Source organism: Rhizobium sp. 21-4511-3d (assembly GCF_053522545.1).
On record NZ_JBNWCF010000005.1, the window covers coordinates 228,839 to 248,482 of the forward strand.

Genomic DNA, 19,644 nt, shown 5'->3' on the forward strand with positions numbered 1-19,644 from the left:
ATGAAAGTTCTTTCGGTTTCGTCCGAAGTCTTCCCTTTGATCAAGACAGGGGGGCTCGCCGATGTGGCGGGCGCCCTGCCCATCGCTCTCAAGCGGTTCGGTATCGAGACGAAGACCCTCATGCCCGGCTATCCCGCCGTCATGCGGGCCATTCGCAATCCGGTCGTCCGCCTTCAGTTCGATGATCTCCTGGGAGAGCCTGCGACGGTTCTGGAAGTGCAGCACGAGGGTCTCGATATCCTCGTGCTCGATGCCCCCGCTTATTACGATCGTCCCGGCGGTCCCTATCTCGACCAGACCGGCAAGGACTATCCCGACAACTGGCGGCGCTTTGCCGCCCTGTCTCTGGCAGGCGCCGAGATCGCTGCCGGCCTGATGCCCGACTGGCGCCCGGATCTCGTCCATGCCCATGACTGGCAGGCGGCACTCACCCCTGTCTACATGCGCTATTACCCGACACCGGAACTGCCGAGCGTTCTCACCGTCCACAACATCGCCTTCCAGGGCCAGTTCGGCGCCGAGATCTTCCCCGGTCTTCGCCTGCCGCCGCATGCCTTCTCCACCGAGAGTATCGAATATTACGGCCATATCGGCTATCTCAAGGGCGGCCTGCAGACCTCGTGGGCGATCACCACGGTCAGTCCGTCCTATGCGGACGAAATCCTGACGCCGGAATTCGGCATGGGTCTCGAGGGCGTCATCGCCAGCCGCCGCGACGCGCTGCACGGCATCGTCAACGGTATCGACGCCGATATCTGGAACCCGGCGACCGACCCAGTCGTCCACACCCATTACGGCCCGGCGACGCTGAAAAACCGCGCCGAGAATCGCAAGTCGATCTCCGAATTCTTCCGCCTGCACGACGACGATGCACCGATCTTCTGCATCATCAGCCGCCTGACCTGGCAGAAGGGCATGGACCTGATCGCCGCGACGGCCGACCAGATCGTCGCGCTCGGCGGCAAGCTCGCCATTCTCGGCTCCGGCGATCCGGCGCTCGAAGGCTCGCTGCTCGCCGCCGCCGCCCGTCATCCCGGCCGCATCGGCATCTCGATCGGCTATAACGAGCCGATGTCCCACCTGATGCAGGCCGGCTGCGACGCGATCATCATCCCCTCGCGATTCGAGCCTTGCGGCCTGACGCAGCTCTATGGCCTGCGCTACGGCTGCGTGCCGATCGTCGCCCGCACCGGTGGTCTCAACGACACGGTAATCGATGCTAACCATGCCGCGCTTGCGGCTAAAGTTGCGACAGGAATACAGTTTTCTCCCGTCACGGCTGAGGGTATGCTACAGGCCATCCGCCGCGCGATGACACTCTATGCGGATCAAAAAGTCTGGACCCAACTGCAAAAGCAGGGCATGAAATCGGATGTCTCGTGGGAGAAGAGCGCCGAACGCTACGCTGCCCTGTATTCAAGCCTCGCCCCGAAAGGCAAGTGACAGAAAATGAACAAGTCCGTATCCACCACGCCCTACCAGGATCAGAAACCCGGCACCTCGGGGCTCCGCAAGAAGGTCCCGGTCTTCCAGCAGCCGAACTATGCTGAGAACTTCATCCAGTCGATCTTTGATTCGCTGGAAGGCTACCAGGGCAAGAGCCTCGTCATCGGTGGTGACGGACGCTACTACAACCGCGAAGTCATCCAGAAGGCGATCAAGCTCGCCGCCGCAAACGGCTTCGGCAAGGTCATCGTCGGCAAGGGCGGCATTCTCTCGACGCCTGCCGCTTCCCACATCATTCGCAAGTACAAGGCCTTTGGCGGCATCATCCTGTCTGCCAGCCACAATCCCGGCGGCCCCACCGAAGATTTCGGCATCAAATACAATGTCAGCAACGGCGGCCCGGCCCCTGAAAAGATCACCGACGCGATATTCGCGCGCACCAAGGTGATCGACAGCTACAAGATCGCCGACTTCTCCGACGTCAATATCGACCGCATCGGCAAGGAAGAGCTGCCGGGCGGCATGATCCTCTCGGTCATCGACTCGGTCGAAGACTATGCCGCGATGATGGAAGAGCTGTTCGATTTCGGCGCCATCCGCAACCTGATCAGCCTCGGCTTCCGCATCGCCTTCGATGCGATGAGCGCCGTCACCGGCCCCTATGCCAAGGAAATCTTCGAAAACCGTCTTGGCGCGCCGCTCGGTTCCGTGCGCAATTTCATGCCGCTGCCCGATTTCGGCGGCCACCATCCGGACCCGAACCCGGTTCACTGCAAGGAACTCTACGACGAGATGATGGGCGACGACGCCCCTGATTTCGGCGCAGCCTCCGACGGCGACGGCGACCGCAACCTGATCGTCGGCCGCGGCATCTTCGTCACCCCGTCCGACAGCCTGGCGATCCTTGCTGCCAACGCCAACCTGGCGCCCGGCTATTCCGGCGGCCTCGCCGGCATCGCCCGCTCCATGCCGACCTCGGGCGCCGCCGACCGCGTCGCCGAAAAGCGCGGCATCGGCATCTACGAGACCCCGACCGGCTGGAAGTTCTTCGGCAACCTGCTCGACGCCGGTATGGCGACGATCTGCGGTGAGGAAAGCGCCGGCACCGGTTCGAACCACGTGCGCGAGAAGGATGGCCTCTGGGCCGTGCTGCTCTGGCTGAACATCCTTGCTGTGCGCGGCGAGAGCGTTCAGGACGTCGTCACCCAGCACTGGCAGACCTACGGCCGCAACTACTATTCGCGCCACGACTACGAAGGCGTCGATACCGATGCCGCAAATGGCCTGATCGACAATCTGCGCGCCCAGCTTCCGACGCTGCCAGGCAAGACCATCGGCAGCCTGACGGTCGAGAAGGCGGACGACTTTGCCTATCACGACCCGGTCGACAAATCGGTCAGCGAGCATCAGGGCATCCGCATCCTCTTCAAGGGCGGCTCCCGCGTCGTCTTCCGTCTCTCCGGCACTGGCACGTCTGGCGCAACCCTGCGCGTCTATATCGAGCGTTACGAGCCGGATTCGAGCCGGCACAATATCGAAACGCAGGAGGCGCTGGCCGACCTGATCGCCGCCGCGGAGGCCATCGCCGACATCCGCAAGCGCACGGGCCGGGACGCACCTTCCGTCATCACCTGACCGGGGGCACATGCGGGCAGACAACAGGGCACAAGGCGGCGCCGTTCTTTTCGAAACCGGCGTCGAGTTCACAGTCTGGTCGCACCACGCCGCAGAGATCCAGCTCTGCCTTTTCGACAAGAGCGGCAACAAGGAAGTCGCGCGCCTGCCCATGGCGCGCGAGGACGGCCACTTCCACCGCCTCTTCGTCGACAACCTGAAGGAGGGCGCGCGCTACGGCCTGCGCGCCGATGGCATCTATTCGCCTGATAACGGCCTCTGGTTCGATCCCTCGAAACTCCTCGTCGACCCCTATGCCAAGGAGCTGGACCGGCCGTTCAAGCACGATCCGCGCCTGGGCATCTTGGGCGAAGACACCCAGGATCTGATGCCGAAAGCGATCGTCACCCGCGATCAGAAGGCAAAGCCCGGCAAGCCGCTTTTCCGCTCTGGCGGTTTCATCTACGAAGTGGCCGTGAAACCCTTCACCATCCTGCACCCTGATGTACCCGAAAAGCAGCGCGGCACGGTGGCGGCGCTGGCCCATCCCTCGATCATCGCCCACCTGAAGCGGATCGGCGTCGATGCGATCGAGCTGATGCCGATCACCGCCTGGATCGACGAGCGCCATCTGCCGCCGCTCAATCTCACCAATGGCTGGGGCTACAATCCGGTCGCGTTCATGGCGCTCGATCCGCGCCTCTGCCCCGGCGGCATGGCCGAGCTGAGAGATACGGTCGCCAAGCTCCACACCGAAGGCATCGCCGTCATCCTCGACCTCGTCTTCAACCATACCGGCGAGAGCGACCGCTACGGCACGACGCTGTCGCTGCGCGGTCTCGACAACCTCTCCTTCTACCACCACCTGCCCGGCCGCAACGGCGAACTCGTCAACGACACCGGAACCGGCAACACCGTCGCCTGCGACCATCCCTATGTCCGCCAGCTGATCATCGACAGCCTCCGCCATTTCGTACTCGGCGCCGGCATCGATGGCTTCCGCTTCGATCTGGCGCCGGTCCTCGGCCGGACCGCCAACGGCTTCGAAGGCCGCGGCCAGACGCTGACCGCGCTCCTCGCCGACGAGGTCCTTGCCGACCGCGTCATGATCGCCGAACCCTGGGATATCGGCCCCGGCGGCTACCAGCTCGGCAATTTCCCTGCCCCCTTCCTGGAATGGAACGACCGTGTCCGCGACGACATCCGCTGCTACTGGCGCGGCGACGACTGGAAGACCGGGCCGCTCGCAACGGCACTTGCCGGCTCCTCCGACATTTTCGGCCGCGATGGCCGGCAGGCGACCCGCAGCGTCAATTTCCTCGCCGCCCATGACGGCTTCACGCTGAAAGACCTCGTCTCCTATAACGGCAAGCACAACGAGGCGAATGGCGAGGCCAACCGCGACGGCCACAACGAGAACCACTCGTGGAACAACGGCGTCGAGGGGGAGACCAAATATCCCGACATCAACGCCAGACGCCGCGCCGACCTGATGGCGCTGATCGCGACGCTCTTCGCCAGCCGCGGCAGCATCATGCTGACGGCAGGCGACGAAGGCGGCCGCACCCAGCGCGGCAACAACAACGCCTATTGTCAGGACAACGAGATCACCTGGGTCGACTGGAAGGCGCTGGACGACGAGCTGATCGCCCACACGGCCTTCGTCTCCGGCCTCAGGAAGCGCTTCTCGGTCTTCTCCGAAAGCAACTTCTTCACCGGCAATGGCGATGTCGCCTGGCTCTCTCCGTCCGGTCAGCCGATGACGACGGGCGAATGGGAAACACCGAACCTTGCCTCCTTCGGCATGATGCTCGCGACCCGGGACGGAACGGCGCGCAAGATCGTGCGCCTTGCCATCGCTTTCAACCGCTCGAACGATCCCCTTCCCTTCACGCTACCGGCCGGATCCGGATGGCGCGAGCTCAGCCGCTCGAGCAGCAAAAAAGTGGCCGCGGCAGTAACCCTTCCCGCCCGCAGCGCTATGTTCTATCTGGAAAATTAGGCTTCCCGGCCATCCCCGGCGAATCCTTGTCGCAAACGTCATAAAGGCGCGATAAGGCTTCACGCCTGCGGCCGTTTTGACGAGGACTGAATGGGTAAGGAAATTGCACTCGCTGACGTGATTGGTCTCGTCGGCAACGAGACCGGCGTGTCCGACTGGATCACGGTCGACCAGACGATGATCGACGCCTTCGCCGGCGCCACCAACGATCACCAGTTCATCCATACCGATCCCGAACGTGCCGCCGCCGAAAGCCCCTATGGCGGAACGATCGCCCACGGCTTCCTGACGCTTTCGCTGCTCTCGGCCATGAATTTCGACGCCCTGCCGAAGATCCGCGAACAGACGATGGGCATCAACTACGGCTTCGACAAGATCCGCTTCATGTCGCCGGTCAAATGCGGTGCCCGCATCCGCGCTCGCTTCACCCTCGCCGACGCCCGCCTGCGCGGCGCAGCGATGATGATGACGACCTATGAAGTGACGGTGGAAATCGAAAACGAGAAGAAGCCGGCACTGACCGCGACGTGGATTACCATCGCACAGTTTGATCCGAAGGATCGGCCGGAGGTCTAAGAAGGAGCCGCCGGATCACTCCGGCGGCAATAGCAATTTAATGCGCCGCGTCTTCCGCGCCGTCGGCAAGCAGGCCGAAGACGAAGTCGGCGAAGGAGCGCCAGCACTCGACGCGGAACGTATCGTCCTCGGTACGGAAGATGACGATCTCGGCCTTGCCGAAGATGGTGCGCGAGCAGGCACCGACAGGGAACGCCGCAAGCGACAGGTCCTGCGGGCAGCCGGAGGCAAGCGCCAGTTCGGCGCCCGGGCCGGAAACGATGATTCCGACATTGCGGTGCGAGACGTCGGTTGCCGAATGCAGCACGCCGGCACCGGCAAGCGCGCCCATCAGGTCGCCGCCATTCTCGTCGATGACCAGCCACTCATCCGGCCCGATCCAGAGAACCGAGCGGCCATTGGCGCGACCGGAGGTTTTCGGCGCATTCGGGATGGTGACGCCGAGCGCCGATGAAAGGGCCGAAAGCGAAGCCTGCGGCGCACGCAGCGCAACGCGGGTGGCGTTTGCCGCGGGCGTCAGGCGGACGGCCCAAGAGCCGCCCTGGCGGCCGGCGAGAACGGATCTACGGGTTGCGGTCTCAGCCATTGATCCGGCCTCCTTCCTTGTCAAAGAACACCATGTCAGTCACCTCGACGGCGATCGTCTTGTCCGGCATCGGGATATAGAGCGTCTCGCCCATCCGCGCACGGCCACCGGCAACAAGCGCGAAGGCGATCGAACGGCCGCAATTTTCCGACCAGTAGGACGAGGTTACGTGGCCAAGCATCGTCATCGGCTTCGGCTCGTTCGGATTGGCGACGACTTGCGCGCCTTCTTCCAGAACGACCTTCGGATCCTTGGTGACGAGACCAACCAGCTGCTTGCGGCCTTCCTTCGTCAGGTCGATACGCTTCAGACCGCGGATGCCGACGAAATCGCTCTTCTTCTTGGACACAGCCCAGGAGAGACCGGCATCGTCAGGCGTCACCGTGCCGTCGGTATCCTGACCGACGATGATGTAGCCCTTTTCGGCGCGCAGCACGTGCATCGTCTCGGTACCGTAGGCACAGGCGCCGAGCGGCTCGGCATTGGCCCAGACGGCTTCGAGAACGGCCTGGCCGTAATCGGCAGGCACGTTGATTTCAAAACCGGCTTCACCGGTGAACGAGACGCGGAACAGACGGGCCGGAACACCCATGACCTTGCACTCGGCAACGCTCATGTGCGGGAAGGCTTCGTTGGAAATATCGACGCCTTCGACGAGCGGAGCGATGATCTCGCGCGCCTTCGGACCCTGAACCGCGATAACCGCCCATTGTTCGGTGACCGAGGTCAGCCAGACGTTCAGATGCGGGAATTCGGTCTGCAGATAATCTTCCATGTGGTTGAGAACGCGCGGCGCACCGCCTGTTGTCGTCGTCACATGGAAGCGATCCTCGCTGAGGCGGCCGACGACGCCGTCGTCGTAAACGAAGCCGTCTTCACGGGTCATGATGCCGTAGCGGCACTTGCCGGGCTTCAGCGTGTCCCAGGCGTTGGTATACATCAGGTTCATGAACTGGGCCGCATCGGGACCGACCACCTCGATCTTGCCGAGGGTCGAGGCGTCGAAGACACCCGCGACGTCACGCGCCGTCTTGCACTCACGCGCTACGGCCTGATGCATGGTTTCGCCCGCACGCGGGTAGAACCAGGCACGCTTCCAGTTGCCGACGTCCTCGAACACGGCGCCCTGGGCCTCTTCCCACTGGTGGAGCGGCGTCTTGCGCGTCGGATCGAACAGCTCGCCGCGCGAATGCGCAATCAGCGTGCCGTAGGTGACAGGCGTGTACGGTGCGCGGAAGGTCGTGAGACCGACCTGCGGGATGTCCTTGCCGAGCATTTCGGCGGCAATCGCCAGGCCGTGCATGTTCGACAGCTTGCCCTGGTCGGAGGCCATGCCGTTCGTCGTGAAGCGCTTGATGTGCTCGATCGAATGCATGCCTTCGCGAACCGCGAGGCGGATATCCTTGGCGCAGACATCGTGCTGGAAGTCGATGAAGGCCTTGGCGCTGGTCTCCGGACCCGCACCTTCGGCAGCGCCGATCATGCCGCCCGTCCACTGGAAGGCTTGCTCGGCGGAGATGCTGATCTTGCCGCTTGCCTGCTTCCCCGAAGCCTGAGCCATCAGTTCACCGGCAGCGAGCGACTCCTCGATCGTCTGCTGCAGATCGTCCGTGCCGTTGCAGGCGCCGACAGAGAGGCATTCCTGAGCGTACGTACCCGGCAGGAAACGCTCAGTTTCCGGCTCGAACTTCACCTTGCCGCGCGACTGCGAGAACAGATGCACCGATGGCGTCCAGCCGGCCGAAACCAGCAGCGCATCGATGGCGATCTTGCGCGGCGAACCGCCGCCATTGCGCACGACGCTCATCGAGGAGACGCGCAGCTTGCCTGCCGTGTCGATGACGGCATGGCCGGTCAGCACTTCGATGCCGAGCGAACGTGCCTCGGCAAGAACAGCGGCACCCGGCTGCGGACGGCAATCGACGATCGCGGCAATCGCCACACCGGCGCGCTTCAGATCGAAGGCCGCTTCGTATGCCGAGTCATGCGCCGTGTAGACGCCAACCTTGGCGCCGACGGCGACGCCGTACTGGTTGAGATACATGCGGGCGGCGGAGGCCAGCATGATGCCCGGACGGTCGTTGTTGGCGAACACCATGTGGCGCTCGATCGAGCCGTTGGCGAGGATGACGCGCTTGGCACGCACCTGCCACAGACGCTCGCGCGGCAGGTCCCGGCCTGGCTTCGCCATATGGTCGGTCACGCGCTCGGCAAGCGCGATGAAATTGTGGTTGTAGTAGCCGAAGGCAGTCGTGCGCGTCAGCACCTGGACATTGTCCATCGCGCGCAACTTGGCGGCTGTCTGCTGCGCCCAGGTGTAACCGTCGACGCCGTCGATCTTCACGCCGCTGTCGTAGCGCAGCGCGCCACCGACATCGGGCTGCTCGTCGCAGATGATGACGCTCGCGCCGGCTTCCGCAGCTGCAAGTGCCGCCGAAAGACCGGCAACGCCGGCACCGGCAACCAGCACGTCGCAATGCGCATAGCGGCTGGCATAGTGATCGGGATCGGCTTCGGTCGGCGCAACGCCGAGACCAGCCGCACGGCGGATCATCGGCTCGTAGATGTGCTTCCACGCAGCCTTCGGCCACATGAAGGTCTTGTAGTAGAAACCGGCCGCGAAGAAGGGCGACATCAGATTGTTGACGCCGCCGATGTCGAAGGCCAGCGACGGGAAGCGGTTCTGCGACTTGACGATCATGCCGTCGAAGACTTCCTGAACCGTGGCGCGCACGTTCGGCTGTTTGCGGGCGCTGTCGCGGGCAACGTCGATCAGCGCATTCGGCTCTTCCGCACCGGCCGACAGGATGCCGCGCGGACGGTGATACTTGAACGAGCGGCCGACGAGGTGAATGCCGTTGGCAATCAGCGCCGAGGCGACGGTATCGCCTTCAAGCGCGGTATAGCTCTTGCCGTCGAAGGTGAAACGAGCGGTCTTGGCAGGCGTCAGGCGGCCCTTGCCGGCAATACGGTTTGCGCCGCTCATTTCGCGTCTCCCTCGGTCGCTTGGGTTTCGACGGGGGCGTGCGGGATGGTGGCCGCGCCGATATCCGGCTTCGGCTCGCCTGCCTTATACGTCTTGATGAATTTGTCGCTGATCGTGTCGCGCGCCGCATTGAAGAAGCGGCCGCAGCCATGCATGTGGCGCCAGCGCTCGAAGATCAGGCCCTTCGGGTTGTCGCGCAGGAAGAAATATTCCTCGAAAGCCTCGTCGGAGATCGAGGCGATATCGGGCGGGCGGGCGATATGCGCATCGCCGGCACCGCGGAATTCGAGCTCGGAGCGCTCTTCCTGACAATATGGGCAGTAGATCAGTAGCATTTGATACCCGTCTTAGAGTTCCGATCCGGACACGATGGTTCCGGGAGGTTGATTGCAAAGCCGCCTGCCAAGCGCGACATAGGGGCCGATCCGTTTGAGCAGCTGCTCGAAATTGTCGTAGGGCTTCAGCACATCCGTTATTCCGATATTTGCGAAAGCCATTCCGTATAAGTCCGTATCGATCACGTAGGCCCGTTCCTTCGAACCGCCCTCCGACGGCAGGAAATAGACCGCCGGCTGCCGGAGAACGAAAGCGCAGGCGAGCATCCCGCTATCTGCAACAAAGGGCCAATCCTTCTCGCCCCCTGCCCGCTCGATCTTCTGAAGCCGGAAATCCTGGGCTTCCGGCACGACATTGCCAGCGGGCACCGCCCCCATGACAAGTCCTGCCGAAAGGAGGACCTCCGCAATCATCAGTGCGCAACGGCGGCAGCCGCTGCCTCGTCGATCAGGCGGCCGGTGCGGAAGCGATCCAGCGTCAGCCCGGCATTGAACTTGTGCGCCTCATCGCGGGCGATGAGATGCGCAAACAGGTTCGCCGAACCCGGCGTCGCCTTGAAGCCGCCGGTGCCCCAGCCGCAGTTGACATAAAGACCCGGAACAGGCGTCTTCGACTGGATCGCCGAACGATCCGGCGTGTTGTCGACGATACCGCCCCACTGGCGCATCATCTTGACGCGGCGGAACATCGGGAAGAGTTCGCAGATCGCATCGAGCGTATGTGTGATGATCTGCAGGCCGCCGGTCTGCGAGTAGGAATTATACTGGTCCGTACCGGCGCCGATGACGAGCTCGCCCTTGTCCGACTGCGAAATATAGGCGTGCACCGTGTTCGACATCACGACGCAGGGGAAGATCGGCTTCAGCGGCTCGGAAACCAGCGCCTGAAGCGGGCTCGACTGCAGCGGCACGCGGACATCGGCCATGTTCATGACGACAGTCGAGTGACCGGCAGCGGAAACGCCGATCTTCTTCGCGCCGATATAACCGCGATTGGTCTCGACACCGGTAACGCGCCCGTCCGGGCCGCGGCGGATGCCGGTGACTTCGCAATTCTGGATGATGTGAACGCCGCGATCGGAGGCAGCGCGGGCATAGCCCCAGGCAACCGCATCGTGACGGGCCGTGCCGCCGCGGCGCTGCAGGGCGGCGCCATTGATCGGATAGCGCGCCGTCGCCGAGATATCGAGCGGCGGGCAATAGGCCTTGGCCTGTTCCGGCGTCAGCCACTCATTGTCGATGCCATAGAGGCGGTTCGCGTGGATATGGCGCTTGAAGGACTGCTGGTCGTGCACATTGTGCGAGAGCATCATCACGCCGCGCGGCGAGTACATCACATTGTAGTTGAGGTCCTGGGAGAGGTTCTCCCAGAGCTTCATCGAATGCTCGTAGATGTGCATGCTCTCTTCATAGAGATAGTTCGAGCGGATGATGGTCGTGTTGCGGCCGGTATTGCCGCCGCCGAGCCAGCCCTTCTCGAGCACCGCGACATTGGTGATGCCATGCTCCTTGGCGAGGTAATAGGCAGCACCGAGACCATGGCCGCCGCCGCCGATGATGATGACGTCGTATTCCGCGCGCGGTTCCGGAGAGGTCCACTGCTTCTCCCAGCCCTTGTGGGCTCGCAGGGCTTCTCTCGCAACGGCAAAGACCGAGTATTTCCGCATCCGCCATCATCTCCTTCAGGGACAGGCATTCTTCTTCGTGGCAATACAAATCGCAAATCCAAATGCGGCACAACGTTTCTTTTGCGACGTGGACAGGCTTTTGTTTGACATGCGCGAAATCGCTGGTTCCTCACCGATGCGCCGAAATGCGGGCGTTGGACAGGGTTAGCCCAAGAGGGCAGGCAGACCCGTCAATGCCGCACATGCTAATATCCATATGTGTGAGGGGTATTTCATGTTGCGTTTGCGTTGCGCCATCGTCGTGGCGCTCGGTCTGTTGTTGCTCAATGCCTGGACGGCCGCCGCTGCGGAGCCTGTCGGCGAAGCTGTGCAGATAAAGACGGAAGTCACCGGCGAGCAGGGCCCCCTCATCGTCAGCTCCTCCGTCTATCGCGACGAGCGCATCCGCACCTCGCAATCCGGCCTCGGCCAGTTCGTTTTCCGCGACGGCACCAAGCTTGCCGTCGGCTGGGGTTCGTCGGTGGTCATCGACCGCTACGTCTTCGACGATTCCGATTCCGTGAAGCGCCTCAGCATCAAGGCCGCCAAGGGCACCTTCCGCTGGATCAGCGGCAGCTCGAAATCGTCAGCCTACCAGATCCTGACACCGGCCGGCACGATCGGCGTGCGCGGTACCGCCTTCGACTTCTATGTCGGCCCCGACGGTACGACGGCGGTGGTGCTGCTGAATGGCGCCGCGCAATTCTGCGGTCCCGGCGGCTGCCGCCAGCTGACGCAGCGCTGCGACTGCGTGGTCGCCAAGCGCAACGGGGCGATGACGGACGTAAGGCCTGTCGACCGCAACGTGCTCGACACCCTGGGCACAGCACGCGCCCTGCCCTTTCTCTCCGGCAACCAGCGTCTTTCCGGTATGATGGGAACGAGCTGCGGCATGACCGCGGCCCTCCGCGATCGTCGCGATCCGGTCGCCCCTGCGCCTCGTGTCGCGCCACCACCACCTCCGCCCCCGGAAAAGCCACCGAAACCGCACAAGCCGGATAAGCCGCACAAGCCTCATAAACCCGACAAGCCGCACAAGCCTGACCGGCCGGACAGACCGGATAGGCCCGACAGGCCGGATCGTCCCGACCACGATCCCCACGGCAATCACGACCGCGGCGACGATGACCACGGAAGAGGCGATCGCGACGGCGACCGGGGCAATGACAGGGATCGTGGCGGCTGGGGCGGCAAGGGCCGCGGCTGGAGCAACAACCGCTAGGTCGCCGCCCGCGGCTGCTCATCCGCCTCCGTATCCGCATGGCGGAAGTGATCGGCGCGCCGCGCCAGCTTGCGATAGAAATCCGGCAATTGCGGCGAGACGATCTTGGCCCGCAGACGCACCGCGCTTGCAAGCCGCCGGAGCTTCGACGAGCGGATACGCAGCGCCGCCAGCAATTCACTGTGCAGGCTGCGCAATTCCTCAAATTCCGCCGAGGCGGCAAGTTCGGCATCGCCGACGACGGCGAAGAGCTCGGTACGCGTACTCTTGCCCTTCAGCCCCACGGCCCCGGCTTCGAGCAGGGCGATCTCCGGCTGGCGCCGCGCGGTCTCCTCGGAGATCAGAATATCGAAGCCGACCTCCTTGCAGGAGGATTCGATGCGTGCCGCGACATTCACGGCATCCCCAACGGCAGAGTAATTGAAGCGCGTTTCCGCACCCATATTGCCGACGCAGGCAATGCCGGTGTGGATGCCGATGCCGATCCCGACCGGATTGTCCGTTCCGAAACCGAAGGCATCCGTCGCGTTCAGCCGCTCCAGCGTCTCGCGCATGGCCAGCGCCGCACGCACCGCCTTGGCCTCATGATCGGCGACATCAACGGGCGCATTCCAGAACGCCATGATCGAGTCGCCGATGAACTTGTCGAGCGTGCCTTCATTCTCGATCACATGGCGGCTCAATGCATCGAGCAGCGTGTTGAGGAAGCCGACGACGGCGGTCGGCGCCAGCCGCTCGCTGATCGCCGTGAAATGCCGGACGTCGACGAACATCACGGTGAGCTCACGATCATCGCCGCCGAGCCGCAGCGCATCGCGGTTATGCTCGATCCGGTAGAGCAACGACGGCGAGAGATAATGACCGAAGGCACGCCGCACCTCGCGCCGCTCGCGGTCGATGACCAGGATGCGGAAGGAGGTCGCGGCGAAATGGGTGATCGATCCGCCGACGATCGGCGCCAGCGGATCGAAGAGCAGGCCGAGCGCCGAGAAGCAGAACCACGAGGCCGCAAGCGCCAGCGCCGTAATCGCCAGACCGCAGACGAGCGCGACGGCCGGGCTGACGAAGGTGGTGACGAAAACCAGCAGCGTGCCGAGCACAGCGATCGACAGGATCTCCAGCCCATCGGCCCAATCCGGCCGTGACAGGAAGTGACCGGACAGGATCTGCTCGGCCGTCTGCGCATGCAGCGAAACACCTGGCACGTTCTCGCCGAGCGCCGTGGTGCGGATATCCTGAAGTCCCGCGGCCGAAGTGCCGATGAAGATAATGCTGCCATTGATCGCCTCGGCGACCGCAGGCGGCGGATCGGCCGCTCCGAGGATCAGCCGGGCGGAGATATAGCGCTCGGCGCGATCGGGCGTCACATAGAGCCAGAGCTCACCGGCAGAGGTGACGGGGACAACGAAATCGCCGATCTTGGCCGAGGTCATGACACCAGCAATTCCTGGTGCGCCGGCGAGCACATAGGTTGACGCCCCCTGCGCGACGCGCAGCGCCTCCATCGCAAGATTGGGATAGAACTGATTGCCGTCGCTGACGAAGAGCGGAACGGCGCGCACCACGGGCGAGGGATTGCCGGGATTGAGGCTGATATGCCCGATTCCCGCGGCATTCTCAGCCAGCCCCGGCCGCAATGGCGTCGCGGCCGAGAGATGCGGCAGGGCCGAGGCCGGATCCTCGCCGGTGAAGGCAAAGCCTGCCTTGACCGGTGGCCGGTAATCGCCCTCGTTGGAAAGACCGAAGCCCAGCACCACGGGCTTGCCGGCAATCGCATCGGTAAAGATCTGATCGTTATCGGGGAGCCTGGCGATGACGTCAGGCGCGATCCCCTCGATCCCCGCGGCCAGCGAGCGCGGCGACAGCCGGTCCGGCTCGGCAAACAGCATGTCGAAGGCGATGGCCGCCGCACCCAGGTCCGAGAGCCGCCGGACAAGCAGTGCCAGCCGGTCGCGCGGCCAGGGCCACTGGCCAAATTCCTTCAGCGATGCCTCGTCGATATCGATGACATGAACCGGCACCGGCTCGAAGGGCCGCGGCGCAATCCGCTGATACTCGTCGAAAGTGACATCCCGCGCCTGCTGCAGCAGCGGCGGATCGCTCGCCCGAACGGCGGTCAGCGCCGCAACGATCAACAGACCGATGAACACGCCGATTTGCTGCGTACGCGTCATGAACATGCAGCGCCCTTGAGCTTGAGCGGCAAATCTACGATTCTTTCCGGGGAAAGACCATTCGCCCGTATGGATGGGTTTCGGTCTTGCAACCTCGGCGCCAATCCCCATTTTTTCCGTGAAAGCCGCTATCCCGGCTGGACTTCACCAATCCGATCTGCTATCCCGCATCACCAATCGCAAGGCTCTCGCCGCGCGAACGTTATGTTTTTGCCTCTGGCGCCGTGTCGCCTCATGGCGCAACCAAAACCAAAGGAACGTGATTCTCGTGCAGGTACTCGTCCGCGATAACAATGTTGACCAGGCTCTCCGCGCTCTCAAGAAGAAGATGCAGCGCGAAGGTATTTTCCGCGAAATGAAGATGCGCGACTATTACGAGAAGCCGTCGCAGAAGCGCGCTCGCGAAAAGGCTGAAGCCGTTCGCCGCGTTCGCAAGCTGGCTCGCAAGCGGGCACAGCGCGAAGGTCTGGTTGCACGCTAAGGCGTTGCCGTCGTTATTTCGACGTTTTCAGATGCATGTTGGCGGGGGCGATTGGTGTCGCCGCCGCCTTTTTAATTTTTGCCGCTGAAAGATCGCATATCCGGCTGCCGCGGATATGACGCATGGGGAAAGCGCACGAATGGCTGATTTCTTGTTCTCTTCGTCCCGGTCCTTGCGCGCGCCCAAGGCGCGGCTGTTGCCGATGCTCGCGGTTCTTGCCGCGGCCGGTCTCGCAGGTTGCCAGACCGACAACACCTCCGATGCCGTGATCCGCATCGACAAGGCCCAGGGCTCGGAAGGGAACATCGCCTCGCTGACCTCGGTGATCAACGCCAATCCGCGCGATCCCGAAGGCTATAACGTTCGTGGCTCCGCCTATGGCCGCGCCGGCCAGTTCAAGGCTGCGCTGAACGATTTCAACACCGCGCTGCAGATCAACCCGCGCTTCTACCAGGCCTATGCCAACCGCGCGCTGGTCTACCGCAATATGGGTCAGCAGCAGCAGGCGATCGGCGACTATAACGCCGCCCTGCAGATCAACCCGAACTACGACGTCGCTTATATCGGCCGCGGTAACGTCTACCGTCAGGCTGGTCAGGACGACGCAGCCTTCAACGACTTCTCCAAGGCGATCCAGCTCGGAACGACCGACGGACGCGCCTATCACAATCGCGGCCTGATCTTCCAGAAGCGCAATCAGCAGGACAAGGCGATCGACGACTTCTCGAAGGCGATCTCGCTCTCTCCGAATTCGCCCGAGCCCTATAACGGCCGCGGCATTTCCTATATCGCGCTGAACGACGACGATAACGCCTTCGCCGATTTCAACCACGCGATCGAGCTCAACGGCAATGTCGCCGAATCCTGGGCCAACCAGGCGCTGGTCTATGAGCGCCGCGGCGACAAGGACAAGGCGATGCGCTCCTATCGCCACGCTGTCGGCCTCGACCCGAAATACCAGCCGGCCCGCGACGGCATGGCTCGACTCGGCGCACCCAGCAACGGCTGATCCTGAAGCATCGGAGACGGCACCATGGCGGCGAAACAACGTGTGATCGTCGCCGGTGCCGGCATCATCGGCGCCTCCATCGCCTGGCACCTGACCCGCGATGGCGCCGATGTCACTGTGATCGCCGAAGATACCGGCGGCGTTGCGACACCCAATTCCTTTGCCTGGATCAATGCCAGCTGGGGCAATCCCGAATTCTATTTCCGCTTCCGCCGCCGCTCTATGGCCGAGTGGAAACGTCTGGCTGCGCAACTGCCCGGCCTGCCGCTTTCCTGGTGCGGCGGCATCTGCTGGGATCTGCCGGAAGCTGAACTGCTCGCCTACCACAAAGAACATGCGAGCTGGGGCTATGACATCCGGCCCATCGGCAAGACCGATATCGCTGCCCGCGAACCCTTCCTGACACAAATCCCCGATTTTGCCCTCGATGCCGCCGAAGAAGGCGCGGTCGAACCGGTGGCCGCCACCCGACTGATGCTCGCCGATGCCGAAGCCCGCGGCGCCAAGTTCGTCGCTGCTGCGGTGCGTGGATTGCTGCGCAGTGGCGAGCGCATTACCGGCGTCGTCACCTCCGAAGGGATTTTCGAGGCTGACCATGTCGTGCTTGCGGCTGGCGCAGGATCGGTTCCGATCGCCGCCTCTGCCGGCGTCACCCTGCCTCTCGAAGCACCGGCCGGGCTGATCGTCCATTCCCGTCCTTTCGAGAAGCGCCTGAACGGCCTGGTGATTGCGATGGAACTTCACATGCGCCAGACCGCCGAAGGCCGCATCATTGCCGGAAGCGATTTCGGTGGCAGCGATCCCGGCGAAGATCATCGGGTCACAGCGGCAGCGCTGTTTGCCAAGGTGAAGGCCAACCTTGCCGAGAGCGACAGACTGTCGATGGACTTCTTCACCGTCGGCTACCGGCCGACACCGAAGGATGGCTTACCGATCATCGGCAATGGCGGCGTTGACGGCCTCTACATCGCCATCATGCATTCCGGCGTGACGCTGGCGCCGGTCGCCGGCCTGCTCGCATCGAAGGAAATCCTCTCGGGAGAACGCGACGCCATGCTGGAGGCTTTCGGGCTCACTCGGTTCAGCTGAACCTGTGTACGGAATCCGACAGAGCGCCTGCGTGCATTTAGTATGTTGCAACCCCTTCCCCCACCCCCTAACATGACGGCGCATCGATAGCAGGCTATCGGGAATCAGGACGCGTTGAGGGCAATGGCGGCAATGCAGTTTTCTGCTTTCGTAACTGTTGGCAAGAATTTCGCGTGCCTTGCCGCCCGGCATCCGGGAAGACCCTGCCGATGAGCCTGCGTTCCCGCATGTTTCCCAAGGCCTCGATCGGCACTTATCTGGTTGCCATGGCGGTTGCGATCGCCGTCCCGATCTTCGCCTTCGTGACCCTTCTTCTGCTCCAGCTGGAAGACAATCAGCGCGATACGCTGCGCCGCGAGACGGCGCAGGATGCGCTCGCACTTTCCCGGTCCGTCGACAGGCAGCTGCAGGACATGGCGACGACGCTGCGCCTGCTCGCCACCTCGCCGGAACTCGAGCACGAGGACTACGCTTCCTTCCACGCCCGCACCGAGACGGCCTTGCGCGGCGACACGCTCTTCGTCATCGCCACCGACAAGGAAGGCCAGCAGTTTCTGAACACCCGCCGCGATTTCGGCACCCAGCTCGGCAAGATGAGCAACCTGACGGCGCTGAAATATGCCCTCGACAGCGGCCGTATCGAGGCATCCAACGTCTTCAAGGGATCGGTCAGCAACGAGTGGGTCTATAACGTCACGATGCCCGTCGATATCGGCAAGACGGCTGCACTGATCATCACCCAGAATGCCAGCGACCTCGCCAAGATCCTGCAGCCGGAAGGCCTCGCACCCGGCTGGTCCGCCGCTGTCATCGACCAGTCGGGCCATGTCGTCGCTTCCAGCGGCCCGTTTGCGATTGCGCCCGGCACCGCCTTCGATTCCCGTATCCTGCCGTCGCTGATTGCCTCGCGCGGCGTCTTCGAGGACACGGCAATTCTGCCGGACCAACTGCTCGGCTACGCGCAGATCCCCGGCTGGTCGTGGAAGACGGTCATCTGGGGACCGATCTCGACGGCGCAGGCCTCGATCCTGACAACCTGGCGCTTCCTGATCATCGGCGGCATCGCGCTCCTCGCCGTCGCGGTTTTCGCCGCCTATGCCGTCGCCCGCCAAGTGCGCACGACGATCCGCGATATCGCCGAGATGGCGAACCGCATGGGCGAAGGCCATATCGTCGCCCCCATCGATACCAGCGTCATCGAGGCAAACCAGGTGGCGGTGGCGCTGTCTAATGCCTCTTTCGACCGTAGCCAGACCGAAGACCGGCTGCATTTCGTCATGCACGAACTCGTGCACCGCACCAAGAACCTGCTGACGCTGGCGCAGGCGATGATGCGCCAGCTCGCCAAGCAGGCCGACAGCGTCGAAGGCTTCCAGGCGGCCGTCGCCGAGCGCCTCGATGGCCTCATCCGCTCGATCGAGCTCCTGACCAGCGAGCAATGGGCAGGCGCCTCACTGCGCCGCGTCATCGACATCCATCTCGATGCCTTCCCGCAGGCCGTCGATCAGATCGAGATATCAGGCAAGGATTTCATGCTGAAGCCGGAAGCGGTTCAGAACCTCGGCCTGACCCTGCATGAGCTTGCCACCAACTCGGTGAAATACGGCGCGTTCTCCGTTCCCGAGGGACGGGTGGCGCTCTCCTGGGAAGATGCCGAGGAAGAAGGCCAGACCGAACCGATGCTGCGTTTCGTCTGGCGCGAGTCACAGGGGCCGGAGGTCAGGAGCCCCGACCGTTCGGGCTTCGGCACGACCGTGATCAAGACCCACGCCGCCGCCGCATTCCGCGGCACGGTGCAGGTCGATTATCTGCCGGAAGGCCTTCTCTGGGTGCTGACCGCGCCGCGCAGCACGCTTGCCCGCGACTAGCCGGCAAAGGGAACAATCAAAAGCATCGCCCGTTTCGAACAGGTCATTCAAAGGAGAAGGACCATGTTCAAGCACACGATGATCGCAGCCGCCGCGCTGACCGCTGCAGCCTGCGCCACACCGGCGGCAGCTGCGGACTATGTCACTCTCGGCCGGCTGGTCTGCGGATCGGACGGCGGCCAGGGGCTCATCATCAAGTCCGAGAAGAACCTGATCTGCACCTACACCCCGGCCTCCGGCGGCATGAAGGCCGTCTATGCCGGCAAGATCGAGAAATTCGGTATCGATATCGGCGAGACCGGCAAGAGCGTGATGATCTGGCAGGTGCTCGCCAAGACCGGCACCGACTTCCCGCAATTTGCGCTGGCCGGCGAATATTACGGCGTCGGCGCCGATGCGAGCCTCGGTGCCGGTGCAGGCGCCAAGGTGATTGCTGGCGGCACCAACCAATCCTTCATGCTGCAGCCGCTGAACGTCCAGGCCCAGGAAGGCCTCAACCTGGCCGTTGGCGTGGAGAAGATGACGCTGGCGCCCGCCGCGACCTGAGAGGGTCCGGCGGCAATGGAAAAGGCCCGCTCTCCGGCGGGCC

Annotated in this window: 16 protein-coding genes; 10 read left to right on the forward strand and 6 right to left on the reverse strand. The window is 63.4% G+C overall.

Going from position 1 to position 19,644, the window contains the following annotated elements:
• The 4 genes from glgA (at nt 1) to ACQZ5H_RS13715 (ending at nt 5,638) form a co-directional block, all read left to right on the forward strand.
• Nucleotides 1-1,443, forward strand: a complete 1,443-nt coding sequence (glgA, locus tag ACQZ5H_RS13700) for a glycogen synthase GlgA (protein WP_112719712.1) — start codon at nt 1-3, stop codon at nt 1,441-1,443.
• Between the two features lie 6 nt (nt 1,444-1,449).
• Nucleotides 1,450-3,081, forward strand: coding sequence for an alpha-D-glucose phosphate-specific phosphoglucomutase (locus tag ACQZ5H_RS13705; protein ID WP_112719713.1), 1,632 nt, complete (start codon nt 1,450-1,452; stop codon nt 3,079-3,081).
• A 10-nt stretch (nt 3,082-3,091) separates the two neighbouring features.
• The gene (glgX, locus tag ACQZ5H_RS13710; RefSeq protein ID WP_449098025.1) at nt 3,092-5,062 is read left to right on the forward strand and encodes a glycogen debranching protein GlgX; all 1,971 of its coding nucleotides are present in this window, start codon (nt 3,092-3,094) and stop codon (nt 5,060-5,062) included.
• A 90-nt stretch (nt 5,063-5,152) separates the two neighbouring features.
• A complete protein-coding gene (locus ACQZ5H_RS13715) occupies nt 5,153-5,638 on the forward strand; it encodes a MaoC family dehydratase (protein ID WP_130282172.1) in 486 nt (161 codons plus the stop codon).
• A gap of 37 nt (nt 5,639-5,675) precedes the next feature.
• On the opposite strand, the gene soxG is transcribed toward ACQZ5H_RS13715, so the two are convergent.
• Genes soxG through ACQZ5H_RS13740 form a run of 5 tightly spaced genes read right to left on the reverse strand, consistent with a single transcriptional unit; the run spans nt 5,676 to nt 11,212 of the window.
• A complete protein-coding gene (soxG, locus tag ACQZ5H_RS13720) occupies nt 5,676-6,224 on the reverse strand; it encodes a sarcosine oxidase subunit gamma family protein (protein WP_413710290.1) in 549 nt (182 codons plus the stop codon).
• Complete coding sequence (locus tag ACQZ5H_RS13725; protein WP_449098026.1) at nt 6,217-9,210, reverse strand: sarcosine oxidase subunit alpha; 2,994 nt, start codon at nt 9,208-9,210, stop codon at nt 6,217-6,219. Before ACQZ5H_RS13725 ends, soxG begins: the two co-directional genes overlap by 8 nt.
• Nucleotides 9,207-9,545, reverse strand: coding sequence for a sarcosine oxidase subunit delta (locus ACQZ5H_RS13730; protein WP_449098027.1), 339 nt, complete (start codon nt 9,543-9,545; stop codon nt 9,207-9,209). The genes ACQZ5H_RS13725 and ACQZ5H_RS13730 overlap by 4 nt, the downstream gene beginning before the upstream one ends.
• Nucleotides 9,546-9,557: 12 nt before the next feature.
• Nucleotides 9,558-9,959 carry a hypothetical protein gene (locus tag ACQZ5H_RS13735; RefSeq protein WP_449098028.1) on the reverse strand — a complete coding sequence of 134 codons (402 nt, stop codon included), beginning with the start codon at nt 9,957-9,959 and terminating at the stop codon, nt 9,558-9,560.
• Nucleotides 9,959-11,212 carry a sarcosine oxidase subunit beta family protein gene (locus ACQZ5H_RS13740; protein WP_449098029.1) on the reverse strand — a complete coding sequence of 418 codons (1,254 nt, stop codon included), beginning with the start codon at nt 11,210-11,212 and terminating at the stop codon, nt 9,959-9,961. Before ACQZ5H_RS13740 ends, ACQZ5H_RS13735 begins: the two co-directional genes overlap by 1 nt.
• A gap of 235 nt (nt 11,213-11,447) precedes the next feature.
• Here ACQZ5H_RS13740 and ACQZ5H_RS13745 point away from each other — a divergent pair, with 235 nt between their 5' ends.
• Nucleotides 11,448-12,434 carry a FecR family protein gene (locus ACQZ5H_RS13745; protein WP_449098030.1) on the forward strand — a complete coding sequence of 329 codons (987 nt, stop codon included), beginning with the start codon at nt 11,448-11,450 and terminating at the stop codon, nt 12,432-12,434.
• On the opposite strand, the gene ACQZ5H_RS13750 is transcribed toward ACQZ5H_RS13745, so the two are convergent.
• On the reverse strand, nt 12,431-14,608 hold the full coding sequence (locus tag ACQZ5H_RS13750) for a CHASE2 domain-containing protein (protein ID WP_449098103.1): 2,178 nt from the start codon (nt 14,606-14,608) through the stop codon (nt 12,431-12,433). The genes ACQZ5H_RS13745 and ACQZ5H_RS13750 overlap by 4 nt on opposite strands.
• A gap of 268 nt (nt 14,609-14,876) precedes the next feature.
• Here ACQZ5H_RS13750 and rpsU point away from each other — a divergent pair, with 268 nt between their 5' ends.
• The 5 genes from rpsU (at nt 14,877) to ACQZ5H_RS13775 (ending at nt 19,601) form a co-directional block, all read left to right on the forward strand.
• A complete protein-coding gene (rpsU, locus tag ACQZ5H_RS13755) occupies nt 14,877-15,089 on the forward strand; it encodes a 30S ribosomal protein S21 (protein ID WP_003585885.1) in 213 nt (70 codons plus the stop codon).
• 139 nt (nt 15,090-15,228) lie between these two features.
• Nucleotides 15,229-16,098, forward strand: coding sequence for a tetratricopeptide repeat protein (locus tag ACQZ5H_RS13760; RefSeq protein ID WP_112719725.1), 870 nt, complete (start codon nt 15,229-15,231; stop codon nt 16,096-16,098).
• A gap of 24 nt (nt 16,099-16,122) precedes the next feature.
• Nucleotides 16,123-17,187 carry an NAD(P)/FAD-dependent oxidoreductase gene (locus ACQZ5H_RS13765; protein WP_449098031.1) on the forward strand — a complete coding sequence of 355 codons (1,065 nt, stop codon included), beginning with the start codon at nt 16,123-16,125 and terminating at the stop codon, nt 17,185-17,187.
• A 209-nt stretch (nt 17,188-17,396) separates the two neighbouring features.
• Nucleotides 17,397-19,055, forward strand: a complete 1,659-nt coding sequence (locus tag ACQZ5H_RS13770; protein ID WP_203428000.1) for a sensor histidine kinase — start codon at nt 17,397-17,399, stop codon at nt 19,053-19,055.
• Nucleotides 19,056-19,118: 63 nt separating this feature from the next.
• Nucleotides 19,119-19,601, forward strand: coding sequence for a DUF992 domain-containing protein (locus tag ACQZ5H_RS13775; protein ID WP_449098032.1), 483 nt, complete (start codon nt 19,119-19,121; stop codon nt 19,599-19,601).
• Nucleotides 19,602-19,644: the final 43 nt, after the last annotated feature.